Genomic DNA, 17,327 nt, shown 5'->3' with positions numbered 1-17,327 from the left:
AAAAAGCATGGCTAAATAACCATGCCTCCATCCACTCCGATGACTTGTCCAGTGACATAAGAAGACAAATCTGATAATAAAAACGATATCACATTTGCAACTTCCTCTACCTGTCCAAATCGGCGCATCTTTATGTCATTAAGTACTTTTTCTTTACGTTCACCTTCATAATGGGCTGTTAAATCTGTTTCAATAAAGCCAGGTGCTACTGCGTTGACACGAATGTTTTTTGGAGCCCATTCTTTAGCAGCTGATTTTGTAAGTCCCACAACTGCTGCTTTACTTGCTGAATACGCCGCACTCCCTGCTGCCCCGTTCATGCCAATAATTGAACTAATATTAACGATTGCACTCGAATCATTTTTTGTCATTAACTTTGCTGAGTATTGCATTTGTTGTAAAACAGCTGTGACATTAACACTCAACATATTTTGGATTTTTTCTGTTTTTACCATACCAAGTAACCCTTCATCCATAACACCAGCATTGTTAACTAAGCCATCAAGGCGCCCAAATTGCAGTTTTATATCCTTAATAGCTTGTTTCATTCCTACCTCGTCTGTCACATCATAAAGAACTATATAGGGCTCACATCTTGTTTCACGGATAAGTGCAACTGTTTTTTGCAAACTTTCTTCTGTACGACCATGCAATATAACTTGAGCTCCTTTTTTCGCTAAAGTAATAGCTGTTGCTTGTCCAATTCCACGGCTAGCACCTGTCACTAAAATAATTTTATCTTTTAGCATGAACTCACCCGCTTAAAATTTAATATCATATTTGGATAAAATCTCTTTTACTTTTGCAAATGAGCTCATATCAAGTACATCGTCTGTATCTAACATAATGTTAAATTGCTCTTCGATTTCAGCTACTAGCGCCATATGTGCGATAGAGTCCCATTGTGAGATTGTGTTATAAGTTAATTCATCAACTACTTCAGTTTCATTTATTTCTAATACTTCTTTAAAGACTGTTTTTAATTTTTTTTCATTACTCATCGTTCCATATTCCTCCAAATACTTTTCTTTCCTTATTAAATTATTCGATAGTAGTCTTTGTGTAATGAATAATTCTCCTTCTATGTTATTAGAGATAATATCCAAATTAGTACTACTATCTATATAATTTGGATTAACATTACAAGCCTTCTCAATTAGTTTTTTTGCTTTCTCTTGATCTTTATGAACTATTAATGCACCCAAATTATTTAATACAACAAAATTATCTGGTTGTAATTGGATTATTTCATTCCAATGATTAAATGCCTCTTCTTTTTTCCCATCATTATTTTTTATGATGCCTTGATAAAAGTAATATTCAATCAGGGATTGTTCCTCTAAAGAGTTTTCTTTTGTATTAATTTTATTTAAATAGTTTTCTGCCTCTGCTTCATTTCCTTTAAATAATTCGAAAATTCCCAACGCTAAGTAAACCTCTTCTTGAGAATTTCCTAAATTTAATATCCACTCAAATTTTTTGGAATCATATTGTTTTAATGTTGAAAGGGTTTTTAAATGAAGTTCCTTTTTCCTAGCACTAACACTTTGTGAATGAACTCGATATTGTAATAAAACCTTTTTAAGTGGATATATCTTCATTCCCTCTAACATAAAATCCAAGCCAATTTGATAATCATCAATTAATTCAAGAAAATCTTCTTTAACAAATAAATCCTGTCTGTTTCTAATTGCCATTGTAGCTCCTAGACAGTAATTTCTTTTCAATTGATAAAGAAATGCATTATCTACATTAATACTAGCAGGTAAACAGTAATACTCTCCCGTTTGTTGATCATTCTCATTAATAATTTCTGCTTCACTAATGACAACCCCTACATCTTCAAACTTTTGAAAAATATTTGTAACTTCCCTTACACGATTTTTAAATGTAATATCATCAGCGGCTGTAAATATAATAATCTCACCAGTTGAAAATTGGAGAGCCCTTTTTAAAGCTTTCGCTGGTCCTAAATTATTTTCATTCACTAATAATTTAACAAAATCATATTTGTCAGTATAATGTTGTGCAATTTGAACACTACCATCATTACTACCATCATCAACTAATATTATTTCGACTTTATCAGGATTAACAATGCTATTCAACACACTCTTTATCGCCTTTTCTATATATCTTATATTATTATAAAAAGGCATCACAAATGAAACTTCTATCCGTTCTGGTGAAATATTAATAATAATTCTCCCCTAACTTATATCCGTTATTCTCCAACCACCCAAATATTTCATCGACATATGTGCTTAAGACTAAAATAAAAACATCACTAGTAGAAATTTTAAGCAATTCACTAGGTTGATTGATCAACTTATCCATAAATTTTGTGTCCTTTTTTTCGGGATTAGAATCAATAAAAAACTCAATATCCTCTTTAACTAAATGAACATTATTTTTACAGTATTCCCCTGTCCCCCAAACAATCACTTTTTTATTTTTATAATCTATATGACTAAAATCCAGAGGTAATAAAACTCGCTTTATAAAAATTAGCCATCTTTCTAACTTTTGCTTATGTACATCTTTTATAAAAAAGTTTGATTGAGTATACTTTTCAATCATTTGTTCAACACTAGTAATCATTATATCTGGCATATAGCCGGCATTTTTATCATGCAATCGGTGTATGGCAATATTTTCATCCAAATATAAAAACCTACATTCTTTCGAGAACCTTAAATATATATCCATATCTTCACATCTTAAATTTTCATCATAAAGACCATATTTGTCGAAACATTCCTTTCTAAATAATACGGTCCATGTTGACATATGTGGTAGTATATCGTATAAGTGATCATGAATATTTCCAGAAATATATTTGGCTTTTTCTGAGAATTTTGTACATTTAGTTAAATCAACTTCAGTTAATGCTTTCTTCTCTGCGTGTACATAGTAGCCATCTGCATATGCAATATCAAAATTTGGTTCATTTTCTAAAGCATTTACTAATAACTCTATGGCATTTTCGAATAAGAAATCATCTGATGCAAACGTTTTAATATACTTCCCTTTTGCTTTTTTAATCCCTAAATTGAAATTTTTACTAATTCCTTCATTATCTTTATTTATATACTGAAATGATGGGAAACGCTCTACTAGTTTTGATTGTAGACCCAAAATTTTAGCGTGTGTATTATCTTTTGAACCGTCATTATATAAAATCAACTCAATGTTTCGGTATGTTTGGTTCATAATACTTTCTAAACATTCTTCAATATAAGTTTCATGATTATAAGCAGAAATTATTAAACTTATCAATGGTTGATCGTTCATTTTTTTTCCTCTCTTTTGCTCCATTTAATTACTAGTGATTGATATTTTAATAAGGAATCTGGATGATATCCCTCTAAATTAAAGATTTCATATACCTCTCGATTAACTTTACATTCACCAGTTTTTATAAATCCAAAGCGCTTATTAATCGATTTCATCTTTTCATTATCTAATTTTGTACGAGTTATTAACTGATGAATTTTCAATTTTTCAAATGCATATTTGATAATTAATAATTCTGCTTCTAAAACATATGGCTTTCTTAATGATTTATCTTCATCTACAATAAGTCGCCCTTTTTCAGCCTTATCACTTGTTATATCATATAGAGCAGTTGTTCCTATAATGTCTTTCGTTTCTTTACATTCAATAATCCAGTAAAAATCATTTTCTCTAGCAAAATATCCTTTTTCCCATTCAATTTGCGTTTCAATAGTTGAGGCAAATCCTTGATTTAGAAAATATTGACCTCTACCAGAATTTCTTAATTGAATTACTTTATCTCTATCTGCAAATGTATAAGGTCTTAGATTTACAATTTCACCTTCTAGAAAAACTTGGTGCATTCCCTCTCCACCTTTTGAATATTTAATTTAACTTATTAGAATTTGTAATTATTAGTTATTTTAATTATAGCTGTAATTTCTTCATGAGTATGGACTGGCGAAATTGGAAGACTTACAATATTTTCATGAATATCTTCTGTAACTTCTAACTTTAAATTATTAAATTCCTTGTAGGCCTTTTGTTTGTGTGGCGGAATTGGATAATGAATTAATGTTTCTACACCATTTTCTTTCATATACTTAATAAACTTAGAACGCTCTTTCACAAGTATTGGAAACACATGCCAAACGTTTTCATTACTTTTACTTGAAGCTGGTAATGTTACGAGTGGATTGTTTATTTCTTCTAAATATATAGTAGCAAGTTTATTTCTAATAAGATTGTCTTCATCCAAGTCTTTTAGCTTAAGTATTAAGAAAGCAGCTTGTATTTCGTCTAATCGATTATTATATCCTTGATATAAATTTTCATACTTCACAAATGACCCGTAATTCCTTAGTGCAATAAGTTTTTTAGCAAAATTAACATCATCTGTTGTAATTGCGCCAGCATCCCCTAAAGCACCTAAATTTTTTCCTGGGTAAAAGCTAAATGCAGCTGCATTTCCAAAACTCCCAGCTTTTCGACCATTTATTGCTGCACCATGAGCTTGGGCCGCATCTTCAAACAATTTCAAAGCATTTTTTTCACAAAAGTCTTTAATTTCTTCAATTTCAGTTACGATTCTCCCATACAAATGTACTACCATAACAGCTTTCGTTTTATTTGTAATAGCAAGTTTAATATTTGCTAATGTAATATTAAATGTACGAGCATCTGGTTCTACGAATACTGGTGTTGCACCTACTTGAGTAATTGCCAATATAGTTGCGATATAAGTATTAGCTGGAACAATTACCTCATCACCAGGTCCAATATCGTATGCTCTTAATATTAATTTTAAAGCATCCAACCCATTGCTCACACCTATACAATGCTTTGCTCCACAATACTTTGCAAACTTATCTTCAAATTCTTCAACCATACTACCGTTAATATACCAACCACTTTCTAAAAACGTTTGTAACAAATCATGAAATTCTTTTTCATATTTAAGGTTAATACTTTTTAAATCTAAAAATTTAATCATTTTTTTCATCCTTAACTGTTCCTAAAAAGTCCTGATAATTGCGAATATAATCATCTTCATGATATTCTTGATCAGCTAGTACTAAAAAAATACAATTATCGCTAAAATCAAACATTTTATGCCAAATTTTATTTTTACATAATAACATTTGATTAGGTGCATTCATTTCATATATTGTTTGATTTTCACCATCATCCAATAAAACTTTACAGCTTCCATTCAAACAGAGAAACGCTTGATTTAATATTTTGTGTGCGTGAAATCCTCTCGCTTTATCATCCCTTAAATTATATAGGTAATAAACTCGCTTCACTTCAAACGGAATTTCCTTCAAGTTCTCTATTACAACTAGGCTTCCTCTTTCATCACTTATATCTTTAAGTTCAACAAAACAATTATTCATTTAATCCCTCTTTATATTTTATTAAATACCAATCGATTGTTTCTTCTAACGCTTTTTCAAAGGCTATTTGAGGCTTCCAGTTTAATTCTCGTTGAATTTTTGCAGAGTCGATTGCATAACGATAATCATGACCAAAACGGTCAGCTACAAATTTAATTTGATTACGATAAGATACATCCTTAGGTACTCTTTCATCTAAAATGTCACAAATAGTATGAACTAGATGTAAATTCTTTTTTTCATTATGACCACCTATTAAGTATGTCTCTCCAACTTTGCCCTGATGTAAAACTGCATTAATTGCTGTACAATGATCTATAACAAATAACCAATCTCGAACATTATCTCCATCCCCGTAAATCGGTAGATCTAATCCTTTTAAAGCATTATAAATAATTTTTGGAATTAATTTTTCTTTATTTTGAAATGGTCCAAAATTATTGGAACAGTTTGTAGTAATCACATTCATTCCATAAGTATGATAATAACTTCTCACAAGTAAATCGGATGCTGCCTTACTAGCACTATATGGACTATTAGGTAGATATTTTGAAGCCTCAGTAAAATAACCTTCCTCTCCGAGAGTCCCATATACCTCATCTGTTGAAATATGAATAAAACGTGAATTGCGATATTCCTCTTTTATTTCAAATGGCTCAATAAACCATTCTTTATATGCTTGTTGTAATAGGTTAAGTGTTCCCATAATATTAGTTTCGGCAAAAATACAGGGATTTTCAATCGAATTATCAACATGTGATTCAGCGGCGAAATGGATAATGGTATCTATTTCATGTTCAATCATAACCTTTTCTATTATGTCCTGATCACAAATGTTAGCCTTCAAAAATTTATAATTTTTATACTGTTCTAATTCTTGAATATTTGAATAATCGCTAGCATATGTTAAATTATCAATATTTATAACAAAATATTCAGGATACTTCTCGATAATATATTTTAAAAAATTTGCCCCAATAAACCCTGCTCCACCTGTTACTAAAATTTTTTTCATATTTTAATCACCTTTTTTCAGCTGCAATTTCTAATAAATACTGTCCATAAAGAGATTTTTTCAACTCTTCTCCCAATCGAATTAAGTGCTCTCTTGAAATATACCCTTGCCTATATGCAATTTCTTCAATACAAGCTATTTTGAAGCCTTGTCTCATTTCAATTGTCTCAACAAATGATGATGCACTTAGTAATGATTCAAATGTACCCGTGTCCAACCAAGCAAATCCTCTTCCTAATAGTTCAACATTTAAACGTTTCTCATCTAAATATAAGTTATTTAAATCAGTAATTTCTAACTCCCTTCTACTAGAAGGCTTAAGCAATTTAGCTTTTTCTATAACATCATTACTATAAAGATATAAGCCAGTAACTGCATAATTAGATTTTGGATATTCTGGCTTTTCTTCTAGAGATTTCACTTTAAAGCTATCGTCAAATTCAACAACACCAAAACGTTCAGGATCTCTTACTTGGTAGCCAAATACTGTAGCTCCAGTGTTATTTGCCACTGCATTTTTTAGTATTTCAGATAAACCTTGTCCGAAAAAAATATTATCCCCTAATATTAGGGCTACATCATCGTTACCGATAAACTCTTCACCTAAAATAAAAGCTTGTGGCAAACCGTCAGGATTTTCTTGTATCTTATATTCAATATTCAACCCCAACTTTGCTCCATTAGATAGAATACTCTCAAATAGTGGAATATCCCTTGGAGTAGAAATAATTAAAATATCTCTTATTCCTGCTAACATCAAAACAGACATAGAATAATAAATCATAGGTTTATCATAAACAGGTAAAATTTGTTTTGAAATAGCTGATGTTAGAGGATATAATCTAGTTCCTTGACCACCTGCTAATATAATTCCTTTCATTATTATATACTTCCTCTCTTATGCATTTTATGTAATATCAGATATGAATTTTAAATTTATTTCAGAAAATGATTTCTTTAATTCTTTGTTAATAGCTAACATATATTTTTCACGTAACATTTCTTTTTCTAAATAACTTTCAACTTTAAATCTAAATTCTTCTATATTCGAAAAAACTGAATAAGGGTTATTACTTAATGATTTTTTTGGATCATACATAAAAGTTAGTTTATTTCCCATCAATACTTCAAAATAGGCTGTAGATTTTGCTGAAATTACAATATTAAAATCATTCACTATATCACTAACAAATTTTTCTTTAATTAAAATAAAATCAATCTTTTCTTTGAATTCACTTTTGGTTTCTGGATGAGGTTTAATATAGACATTTTGTACACCCATAAATTCTTTTAATAAAATTGCACATTCTATTAATAATTCACAATCTTTTTCGTTCTTATTTAATATAACCAACAAGTTATTTCTTTCAGATAGTTCATATTTAAATTTCTCAACTTTTTTGTACTTTAAATTACCAACTACCTTAATATTTTGATTGCCATTCATCCACATTTGTAGGTTCTTCTTCCATTTTTCTCCCCAGACTAATCTATATTTAGATGGTGGATGTAAATAGTAAATTTCCTCCCATGGTGTAATATTTTCAAAAGCACTTTTATCTTCATAAAACCCATGTTGCATAGAACAAGTAATAATATTATGGCGATTAAGCAGCGAGGCTAAAATATATTCATCTCTAAAATAATCTAGTATAAATATACTTTTTTTCACATTTAATATTTTTTTTAATAGGTCTTCATAAAGATAAATTAGAGAAATTGCATGTTTTATATGATTTGTTAACCATATTTTGATTTCATCCGACATATTAAAATCACATTCTTTTAAAATTGATGAAATTATCTCATACCAACAAATTTTATCAAATTCGTAATTTTCGATATTAAACTCTAAAATCATCTTCTCCCCATCTAAATTTCCCATACTAACATAATCATCATAAAACACTAATCTCGTAACATTCTTACACCCTAATTCAGTTACAAATTCATCCATTAAACGAATGTGATCGTATCTTTTATACATTAATGATGATACTAATATATCACCACTTCCAATTAAAACGAATTTTAACTTTTTAGGCATCAATATTTCATACAATTTTGTATTATATTTATTGACTAAAAACCAACATAAATGATTTATTTCGGTTTTCATTAAATCCCCAATTAAAATCCCTTTAACATTAAATTTATTTAATTTTACAACCAAAGTTTTATTTAATTCTTGAATATTATATTTTTGATATTCCTTTAAAAATAGATCTCTTTTTATTTCCATAAAAAGCCCTAAATAATATTCAGGATCTTCATAGAGATCCCAGACTGTAATCACATTTTCAAAATCACTCAGTAGGGGGTCCTTTTTTATATCTTCATGAAATTGGCTAAATACCACAATCATTGTTGAATTAGGATTTAATTCATTTAAGATAGTGGGAGAAGACAACATTATTGATTTTACATCACCTTTAGACAAATAGTCTCTATCAACAAATTCTAAAAAAAAATTCTTCATTATAGGAAACTCTTTGATAAAATTAATATAAGCAGAGCCATATCCCCAACCTATAAATCTTTCTATTGTAGACACTTTTAATGCTCCCATTCTATTATTAATTTCAATTACACAAACAAATAGGATAAGTAATTATTTCTTCCTTATCTTGTTGTAAATTTCAAAATTAATTAGTGCCTCATCGGCACTTAATAACTGACTGGAACTTGTATTATTTAGTAAAAAACTTTTAAGTTGCATATATATCCCCGGCTTAAATTCCCTATCAAACCGATCTTCTAACTCTATTTCTTCTATTGAAACTGAACCAATCTTTTGTACATGCAATTTCTCAAACGGTCTAAATATATATCTATTTTTTGCAGTTAGAAGTTCTAATTTCCAACTTCCAGGAGCTTTCCAATTTGCATGATATGAAAATAAAATATTCTTTTCAGTAATCCCACATCCAGTATAAATACAACCACTAGGATGCCAATCAGTTTGACCTTGCAAATAACAACTAATTTCTTTAGGTTTTCCTCCAAAATAGAATGCTGTATCTAATACATGGGTAGAATTTATAACAAACCAGTTTTCGAGTTGAAACTTTGTCTTATTAGATTTTTCGAGTAAATGTCCCCATTCTGTAAACTCAAATATAAATGATGTAAGTCCTCCATCGTCTAATATTCTTTTTCTTGCTTCTAGTACCGATGAATAAAATCTTCTATTATAAGCAATATACACATTAACATCTTTATTTTTTGCGATTGTTGCAATTCTCCTAATACCGTCCTGTGTTATAGCTCCAGGTTTTTCCAACAATATATTCTTTACACCTTGCTCAAGTAAAAAAATTGCATTCTCTTCTAAACTTTCTACTGTTGTTGCTATTATTGCATGGGTAGGAGTTGGATGATTAAAAAAACAGTTTTCTAATCCACCTTTTTCTACTTTTATCTTTAGTTCATTTTCAAAAGTTCTAGCACTTTCTTCTCCTCGTCCAATTACTCGAAAAGAAATATTCAATGCTTGTAATACTTTCGTATACTCTCTTGACATGTAACCTGACCCTACTAATAAAACCGACATTATGTTATTATCCCTTCTCTTCCATTTAGAAAACTATTGAATGCTGTTAATAACATTATATGTTCATCGACTGCTGTTTTAAAATCTACCAAATCACAATTTCCACGGTGACATAATTGCAAATAAACTTTATTAGTCAGATTACTTTGATAGTACAATTTAAATTCCATTTCCTCTCCGTTTACTTTGCATTTTTCTTGTACCTCAAAGATTTCAATTTTATAATTATTGCTAGTTATTCTTATTTGATATGGTTCTGTACTATTTGATTCTGATGTTAAAACCAATGTATTTAAATTTGGAGTTATCATCTTCAAAGTTCCCGTGAACTCTATATAACCGTCTCTTTTATTTTGGGACAAATCATTATCTAGTAATGTGGTATCTACATGAACAACAGTTTCATTTATCAAATATAAAAAGAAATCAAGAAAATGAATTGCGTTTGAAGCTAAATTCCATTGTCCTCCAGAAAGTTCAAAATGGATATTTTTCTCAAATTTTAATAAGGACTTTAACTCTTGATAATTTGGCCACATCCTTTTTACACAATTGACATATGCTTTTGTTTTAGTATTATTCAATAATTGTTTAGCTTCTTCATACTCACAAATATGCGGAAATAAAAACTTTTCTAGTAGAAGATAATTAACTTCTGCATGATTTAAGAGTTCACGTAAAACATCTAATCTTTGTTTAGAATTTGTTGAAATTATAACAAACTCTAAAATTCTAGGTAATTCAGATATATTATTTAATGCCTTTAATAATTTATTATCATGATTCACTTCATTAAAACGTTCTACACTTGCTTCTAATGATTGTTTTGAAGGATCTACAATATAAAGTGATACATCTTCCTTTAATTGTGCTAATGCTTGTAAATGTCTACTTCCTAATTGGCCAGCACCTATTATAGCTATATTTTTTTTCACAATGCTTATCCTTTCTATTTGAAACTACATTTTCCTCAAGAGAAGTAGATTCATAAACATCATCGATATGTAAAATTGTTTTTAGAAATACTACTTTAAATATTCAGTTAAAGTAGTTATAAATATCCCTGTATTAAATCAATAATTTCGGTTCATTTATGCTGAAGGCTATTTACTATATCCTCTTTGCTTTTAAAAGTATTATTCCACCAGCAAACTCTTTATCATCTTGTAAGAAATTCTTCATAATATCTCGAATATTGATTCTTATAAACGGTTATAGTCATCTTCAATTCTAATAATATCGTCCTCGCCAAAATATGTTCCTAACTGAATTTCTGAAATAGTTAATAGCTCATTTTCAGATAAATTTTTAATTCGGTGCTTGCATCCTTTAGGTATAAAAATATAGCTGCCTGCGCTTACTTCACGAATGCTTTCTTCTATGGTTATCTTACCTTGACCTTTTATTATGATCCAGTGTTCTTCTCGCTTTTTGTGAAATTGTAAACTTAATTGTTGACCAGGAAATACTTGGATAATTTTAGCCCGCACAAATTCACTCAAAAATACAGTTTTATAAAACCCCCAAGGTCTATTGAAAATTTCGAAAGATTTCATTTTTAATTCTATATCTTTAAATCTTTCTACAATATTTATCTTCTTTCCTTCTAACAAAAAATCATGAAATTGTGCTTTAGTTATGATATTCTTCAAAATAAATTTCTTATCAACAACCGGTAAAAAATCTATTTTCTCTGATTTAAATTTCTCTACAATTTCAACAAAAGTTGCTGTAGTTAATAAATATTCAAACGATAAATTAATAACTTCTTTAACTGTAGATGATATATCTTTACCTGCTATTAAAGCTCTACGTATATCTCCATCTGTCATTGTTCCAACTACAGTGTGGTCTTCTAAAATAATAATAAAGCCTTGCTTGTTTTCTTCAATTTTTTTCATTGCGTCCAATAAACTTTGCTCAACTTGTATTACATATTTGTCTATCGTCAATTTTCTCATTCCCTTGAATCTAATAGGTATTCGATAGCTTCTCTAACCGCACCATGCCCACCAGTACAATCAATTACATAATGGACCTCTCTCTTTACTTGCTCTATAGCATCCGCTACCGCAAAACTATAACCGACCTGTTTTAAAAGTGGTAAATCATTTAGATCATCACCTATATATGCAACTTCATCCATCGTTAATTGATATTTTTGTAATAGTTCATTCATAGCAGCTACTTTATCTTTACATCCTAAAAATACTTCGTCTATTTTTAATTTTTCAGCCCTTTTTGCAACGATTTGTGATTCTTCACCTGTTAAGATGGCTGTAATAATTCCCTTTTCTTTTAGGAGAGAAAAGCCCATACCATCTTTTGTATTAAACTTTTTCATCACATCTCCGTCCTCTGTATAATACATACCCGCATCTGTTAAAACACCATCACAATCAGTTGCAAATAGCTTAATTTTTTCCAAATCCGCCACTTTTCTCGTTCTTTTTTCAAGGAGCTTTTCGACAATTATCCAGTCTGTAGGTTCGTCAATTTCAAAATATGTTTCCTCCGGCATCTCATAAACCCCAATATTACCTGATAATCTATTTTTCGATTCTAGTAATAATAATGTTTTGGTAATATAAAATGCACCATTTTCTACAAAATATCCTTCAAAGTCTTGACGTCTTGGACGTGCCGATGGATTATAATTAATCGGTTGTCCTTCTTTCGACCATATAAAACGTTTTTGATTGACAACTGTCAATAAGCTATCTATTTCATCATCAACATACTTTTGAAATGCTTCATCTAAATGCTTACTTTCTGTTAACGGACTTGTTGCTTGCAAAAGAACAATTGTGTCACTTATTACTCTATTAGCGAACTCTAACATGACAGATTCAGTGGAAGCAGTATCAGTAGCTGTTTCAATAGAGCGATTTATCAGTTGTAATTTACCAAGATGTTCTTTATCATATTTGAAAACTACATCTTTAATCACTTCACTATCAGTTGATACATACACTTCATCAATCCATTTACAATTTACTGCTGCATCAATAGTCCAGTAAACTAAAGGACGCCCGTTAATTAACTTTATATTTTTTAAAGTGATTGATTTACTTCCTCCGCGGACAGGAATAATTGCTACTGTTTTAATAACATCACCTCATATCCAATCTATTGAATTACTTTTTTTATTTTTGCAGGAATACCTGCTACAACGGAAAAATCAGGAACATTTTGTGTAACAACACTTCCAGCAGCTACAACAGCATTTTTTCCCACAGTTACTCCTGGTAAAATAATCACATTTGCTCCTAACCATGCACCGCTTTTTATAATGATATCTCCTCCCACTTGATATCCCTGATCAAATATCGGTATGGATATATCATTAAATTCATGATTTTCTGTATGCATTTGGACACCTGAAGCAATTAAAACTTTGTCCTCAATAGTTATTCGATTATTTCCAGCTACAATATAACTTCCTGGTCTAATATATACATTTTTCCCCAAAGAAATCTTTGAACAACCTATTACTACTGCACCATGTCTAACTTCAGCATTTTCACCGAAATGATAAAATTTCTTCTCACATATTTTTCTTGCAAGTATTGGTGAATACATTAAGAAATAAGTAGAAATTATATCTGGTCCTAATCTATCTGCCTTATAAGACCATATAACTCTTTTATAAATTTCTCGAATAATTTTAAACACCATTTTTTGCCCCCACCTATTATACTTGAGGCTTGAACTTCAGTTTTTCTTTTTGTACTAATTCAATCTCTAAAACTTCACTCTTTTTGTACGTTAATGCCTCTTTTACATTTTTTAAAGATTTTACTAGCGTTTCAAGCTCTAAAGGTTCTAAAGATGCACCATGATCAGTACCTTTCCAAGTTTTATCAATAGTAAAGTGACGTTCAATCCATTCCGCCCCCAATGTGTAAGCAGCAATGTCAATAGCTGTACCTAAATGATGTCCAGAAAAACCAATTGCTTTCACTTTGTCTTTATATTTTTCTTGTAATCTCGTTAACTCCAATAAACAAATATCCTTATATGGTACTGGATATCCTGAAGTACAATTATAAATAACTACATCTTTATTACGATTTTCTTTCGTAAAAAATTCTACCATTCGTTCAATTTCTTCATAATTCGTCATACCTGTTGAGATATGAATTTCACCATTATAATTGTCACACAACCACTTTAATAATTCATAATGATTGTTCATTGCTGAAGGGATTTTAATCAACTTTGGATTTAAAGATGCAATCTCCTTTGCAGAAGTCATATCCCATACAGACGTAGAATATTCAATTCCCTTCGACTCACAATATTCCTTTAACTCCAGGTGTTGCTCTATTGTAAGTTCCAAATATTCACGGTGCTCACCATATGTTTCCCCATAAGAATTAATTGGATTTGGATGAGGTGCGTTATACTGTTCTTCAGATAAAAGCTCCTTATTATTTCGCTTTTGAAATTTAGCTACATTAGCCCCTGCTCTTATTGCCTCATCAATTAGTTGCTTTGCTATTTCCATTTCACCTTTATGATTGCATCCTATTTCAGCAATTACTTTAATATTTTCCATTTTCATTCTCCTAATTTAATTATCAAAAAATTATCAACCGACCATAGAATCTAACAATTATTATTAATACCATCTTATATTAAGATGAATATCTATTTAAGATCAAAAGATGCTTTCCCATTAAGTTAATGTTCGGTCTAGAATCTTCTTACACGTATATTTTCTATAAACGTACCACTTCATTTTTCTAGAGAAGCCGCCGTTATTGCCAACAACACTATTAGTTTGCAAAATATAACATTGCAGAATCTTTTAGTTCAAGCAATCTTTCTTTAATTTTTAAATATCTATTTTCTTCTATTTTATATTTATCTAGTTCTTGGATAGCTATTTCAGTACATTTCTCAATTGAGGTTAGCAAATTAGTCTCTTCTATTGATAAATTAAAATAATCCATCAGTTCTTTATTATCAATATTCCTTTTCAACTCTAATAGAGTGCTTCGAACCATTCTATACAACTTCAATAGCATATTTATACGAATATCTAAATCTGCATTTAACATAGTAGACAATGTTAAATCTGTTTTGAATTGTTCCACTCTTGCTAATGGATGGTTAAACATTTTACCATTTTGCTTTTCAATATAATTTTTTCCTTTCTCTCCTTGTTTGCAAATAAAATTATCTATGGTAATAATATCCCCTAGTAAAGTTAATCTTGTGAGGATATAGCGGTGAGGATACAAATGTAAAAATCCATTGTTAGGTTTTAGTAGTTGTTGATTCAAATCCTGAAAGTCTATTAAATCATTATTAAATATAACACCCGAAATATAGAAATTAGAAAACGCTATATTTTCCATAGTCTCCTTTCCCTCGATATATTTGTTTCTAGCATACTGAATATATGGTCTGTTTTCTTGATCAAGTACCCCACCTAAAATAGCAGATATATTTGGTGTATCATCTATTATTTTTTTGATAGTAGAAATAGTAGAAATACATATTATATCTTCATCGCTTATTAATAAAGAAAATTTACCTTTAGCCCTTTCTAATACTCGAACAATATTTCTTACTGCTCCTATGTTTTCTTGATTTTTAAAATACTTAATCCTAGGGTCTTTCAAATCCTTTATTACTGAGTATGTATTATCCTCTGAATTATTATCAGAAACTACAATCTCAATATCATCATCAATACAATCTAAAACGTTTAATAGAGTATTTTTTAGAATTTGTGCCCTATTATATGTTGGTATACATATACTTAACTTTATAGATTCCTCATTCATTTATTTCACATCCCCTAAAGAATTGAATAATTTCCAATGCCATATACTCTATCATTTCTTCAGTTAGCCCTGGATAAACCCCTACCAAAAATGTATTATTAACAATCCTATCTGTATTTTCCAACTCACCAACAACTCTATATTCAATGTCTTTAAAAGCTGGTTGTTTCATTATATTTCCAGCAAACAACATTCTAGTTTGAATCCCCTTGCTTTCAAGGTGATTCACAATTTCATTTCTCTTAACTTTCACATCATCCTTTATTGTCATAATAAAACCAAACCAACTAGGATTTGTATTTGGAGTGGCTTCTGGTAATATAACATAATCCTCTATTTCTTTTAATTTTTCTTTTAATAAATTAAAATTATTATTTCGCTTTGTAATAAAGTTAGGTAGTTTCTCTAACTGTTGAACTCCAATGGCAGCCTGCATATCCGTAACCTTCAAATTATAACCTAAATGAGAATATGTATATTTATGATCATAACCATCTGGGAGGTCACCTAGTTGCCAATCAAAACGTTTATTACATGTATTATCGCATCCAGAAGGACACCAACAATCTCTTCCCCAATCTCTAAATGATTCAATTATTACTTTCAATTTAGGGTCATTTGTATAAAGTGCCCCTCCTTCCCCCATGGTAATATGATGAGGCGGATAAAAACTTGAAGTTCCAATATGTCCATGTGTTCCGGTATACTTCCCGGCATATTTTGCACCTAATGCATCACAGTTATCTTCAATCACCCATAAATTGTATTTCTCTGCTAAAGCCATAATTGCCTCTAAATCAAATGGGTTACCCATTGTATGTGCGATCATGATAGCTCTTGTTTTTTCTGAAATTGCTTCTTCTAATAAATCTACTTTAATATTATACGTACCTAATTCCACATCTAAAAAAACTGGGATTAAACCATTTTGTACAATAGGTGCAATTGTAGTTGGAAAGCTAGCTGCAACAGTAATCACTTCATCACCGCGTTTCAGACGCTTTTCACCAAGTTTGTAAGATGTTAAAGCAGATATGGCCAAAAGATTTGCTGAAGACCCCGAGTTCGTTAATACTGTATATCTAACTCCTAAATACTTTGCAAGTTTCTTTTCAAATTCAATGCAATAACGACCCGATGTAAGCCAAAAATCCAGAGAGGCGTCTACTAAGGCAACCATTTCATCTTTATTATAAATCTTACCTGCATAGCTTAATTGACTTTCACCCGCAACAAACTCTTGCTTCCGATGAAATAAATCATGGAACTCTGCTACTTTATTAAAAATGGCTTTTCTCTTAACCGATTCATATTCTGCATCATTTATTTGACCAACTTCTTGAAAAGTTAACTGATTTAATTCATCATGAGTCCATTCTATAAAATCGGAAGTTACTACCTTAATACCATCATCTTGCTTGATACATTCAACGGCCATGACCGACTTTAAATTTAATTCAATAATTGCAAAATACTTGTTCAAACTATTTTTATAAACATTTTTTTGTTTATAAATCATGATATCCACTCACTACCTTATTCAAATATTTGCTTTTCTAAAGATCTCG

Annotated in this window: 17 protein-coding genes; all 17 read right to left on the bottom strand. The window is 30.0% G+C overall.

The window, feature by feature from the left end; translation table 11 throughout:
• Positions 1–11 precede the first annotated feature (11 nt).
• The 17 genes from QH639_RS07460 to rfbH all read right to left on the bottom strand — a co-directional run bounded on the left by QH639_RS07460 (position 12) and on the right by rfbH (position 17,278).
• The gene (locus tag QH639_RS07460; protein ID WP_281115910.1) at positions 12–749 is read right to left on the bottom strand and encodes an SDR family NAD(P)-dependent oxidoreductase; all 738 of its coding nucleotides are present in this window, start codon (positions 747–749) and stop codon (positions 12–14) included.
• 12 nt (positions 750–761) lie between these two features.
• A complete protein-coding gene (locus QH639_RS07455) occupies positions 762–2,159 on the bottom strand; it encodes a glycosyltransferase (RefSeq protein ID WP_281116190.1) in 1,398 nt (465 codons plus the stop codon).
• Between the two features lie 34 nt (positions 2,160–2,193).
• Positions 2,194–3,294 (bottom strand): glycosyltransferase family 2 protein, encoded by a 1,101-nt coding sequence (locus QH639_RS07450; RefSeq protein WP_281115909.1) that lies wholly within the window; start codon positions 3,292–3,294, stop codon positions 2,194–2,196.
• A complete protein-coding gene (locus QH639_RS07445) occupies positions 3,291–3,860 on the bottom strand; it encodes a GNAT family N-acetyltransferase (protein ID WP_281115908.1) in 570 nt (189 codons plus the stop codon). The genes QH639_RS07450 and QH639_RS07445 overlap by 4 nt, the downstream gene beginning before the upstream one ends.
• Positions 3,861–3,895: 35 nt before the next feature.
• Entirely contained in the window at positions 3,896–4,999 is a 1,104-nt protein-coding gene (locus QH639_RS07440; RefSeq protein ID WP_348638176.1) for a DegT/DnrJ/EryC1/StrS family aminotransferase, read from the bottom strand.
• Positions 4,983–5,393, bottom strand: a complete 411-nt coding sequence (locus QH639_RS07435; RefSeq protein ID WP_281115907.1) for a sugar 3,4-ketoisomerase — start codon at positions 5,391–5,393, stop codon at positions 4,983–4,985. The genes QH639_RS07440 and QH639_RS07435 overlap by 17 nt, the downstream gene beginning before the upstream one ends.
• Positions 5,386–6,408 (bottom strand): dTDP-glucose 4,6-dehydratase, encoded by a 1,023-nt coding sequence (gene rfbB, locus QH639_RS07430; protein ID WP_281115906.1) that lies wholly within the window; start codon positions 6,406–6,408, stop codon positions 5,386–5,388. Before rfbB ends, QH639_RS07435 begins: the two co-directional genes overlap by 8 nt.
• 7 nt (positions 6,409–6,415) lie before the next feature.
• Positions 6,416–7,288 carry a glucose-1-phosphate thymidylyltransferase RfbA gene (gene rfbA / locus QH639_RS07425; protein ID WP_281115905.1) on the bottom strand — a complete coding sequence of 291 codons (873 nt, stop codon included), beginning with the start codon at positions 7,286–7,288 and terminating at the stop codon, positions 6,416–6,418.
• Between the two features lie 27 nt (positions 7,289–7,315).
• Positions 7,316–8,962, bottom strand: coding sequence for a hypothetical protein (locus QH639_RS07420; protein WP_281115904.1), 1,647 nt, complete (start codon positions 8,960–8,962; stop codon positions 7,316–7,318).
• Positions 8,963–9,019: 57 nt separating this feature from the next.
• On the bottom strand, positions 9,020–9,961 hold the full coding sequence (locus tag QH639_RS07415; protein WP_281115903.1) for a Gfo/Idh/MocA family protein: 942 nt from the start codon (positions 9,959–9,961) through the stop codon (positions 9,020–9,022).
• Positions 9,961–10,896, bottom strand: a complete 936-nt coding sequence (locus QH639_RS07410) for a Gfo/Idh/MocA family oxidoreductase (RefSeq protein WP_281115902.1) — start codon at positions 10,894–10,896, stop codon at positions 9,961–9,963. Before QH639_RS07410 ends, QH639_RS07415 begins: the two co-directional genes overlap by 1 nt.
• Positions 10,897–11,163: 267 nt before the next feature.
• Positions 11,164–11,913, bottom strand: coding sequence for a CBS domain-containing protein (locus QH639_RS07405; protein ID WP_281115901.1), 750 nt, complete (start codon positions 11,911–11,913; stop codon positions 11,164–11,166).
• Between the two features lie 5 nt (positions 11,914–11,918).
• Positions 11,919–13,052 (bottom strand): acylneuraminate cytidylyltransferase, encoded by a 1,134-nt coding sequence (locus QH639_RS07400; RefSeq protein WP_281116188.1) that lies wholly within the window; start codon positions 13,050–13,052, stop codon positions 11,919–11,921.
• A gap of 38 nt (positions 13,053–13,090) precedes the next feature.
• Complete coding sequence (locus QH639_RS07395) at positions 13,091–13,639, bottom strand: acyltransferase (protein ID WP_281115900.1); 549 nt, start codon at positions 13,637–13,639, stop codon at positions 13,091–13,093.
• A 16-nt stretch (positions 13,640–13,655) separates the two neighbouring features.
• On the bottom strand, positions 13,656–14,522 hold the full coding sequence (locus QH639_RS07390) for an N-acetylneuraminate synthase family protein (protein WP_281115899.1): 867 nt from the start codon (positions 14,520–14,522) through the stop codon (positions 13,656–13,658).
• A gap of 220 nt (positions 14,523–14,742) precedes the next feature.
• Positions 14,743–15,759, bottom strand: coding sequence for a glycosyltransferase family 2 protein (locus QH639_RS07385; protein WP_281115898.1), 1,017 nt, complete (start codon positions 15,757–15,759; stop codon positions 14,743–14,745).
• A complete protein-coding gene (gene rfbH, locus QH639_RS07380) occupies positions 15,752–17,278 on the bottom strand; it encodes a lipopolysaccharide biosynthesis protein RfbH (RefSeq protein ID WP_281115897.1) in 1,527 nt (508 codons plus the stop codon). The genes QH639_RS07385 and rfbH overlap by 8 nt, the downstream gene beginning before the upstream one ends.
• Positions 17,279–17,327 lie beyond the last annotated feature (49 nt).

Source organism: Lysinibacillus sp. 1 U-2021, from assembly GCF_029916965.1.
GTDB classification, from domain to species: Bacteria; Bacillota; Bacilli; order Bacillales_A; family Planococcaceae; genus Lysinibacillus; species Lysinibacillus capsici.
Note: the sequence above shows the minus strand (reverse complement) of the source record. Positions and strands in the feature narration are given on the sequence as shown.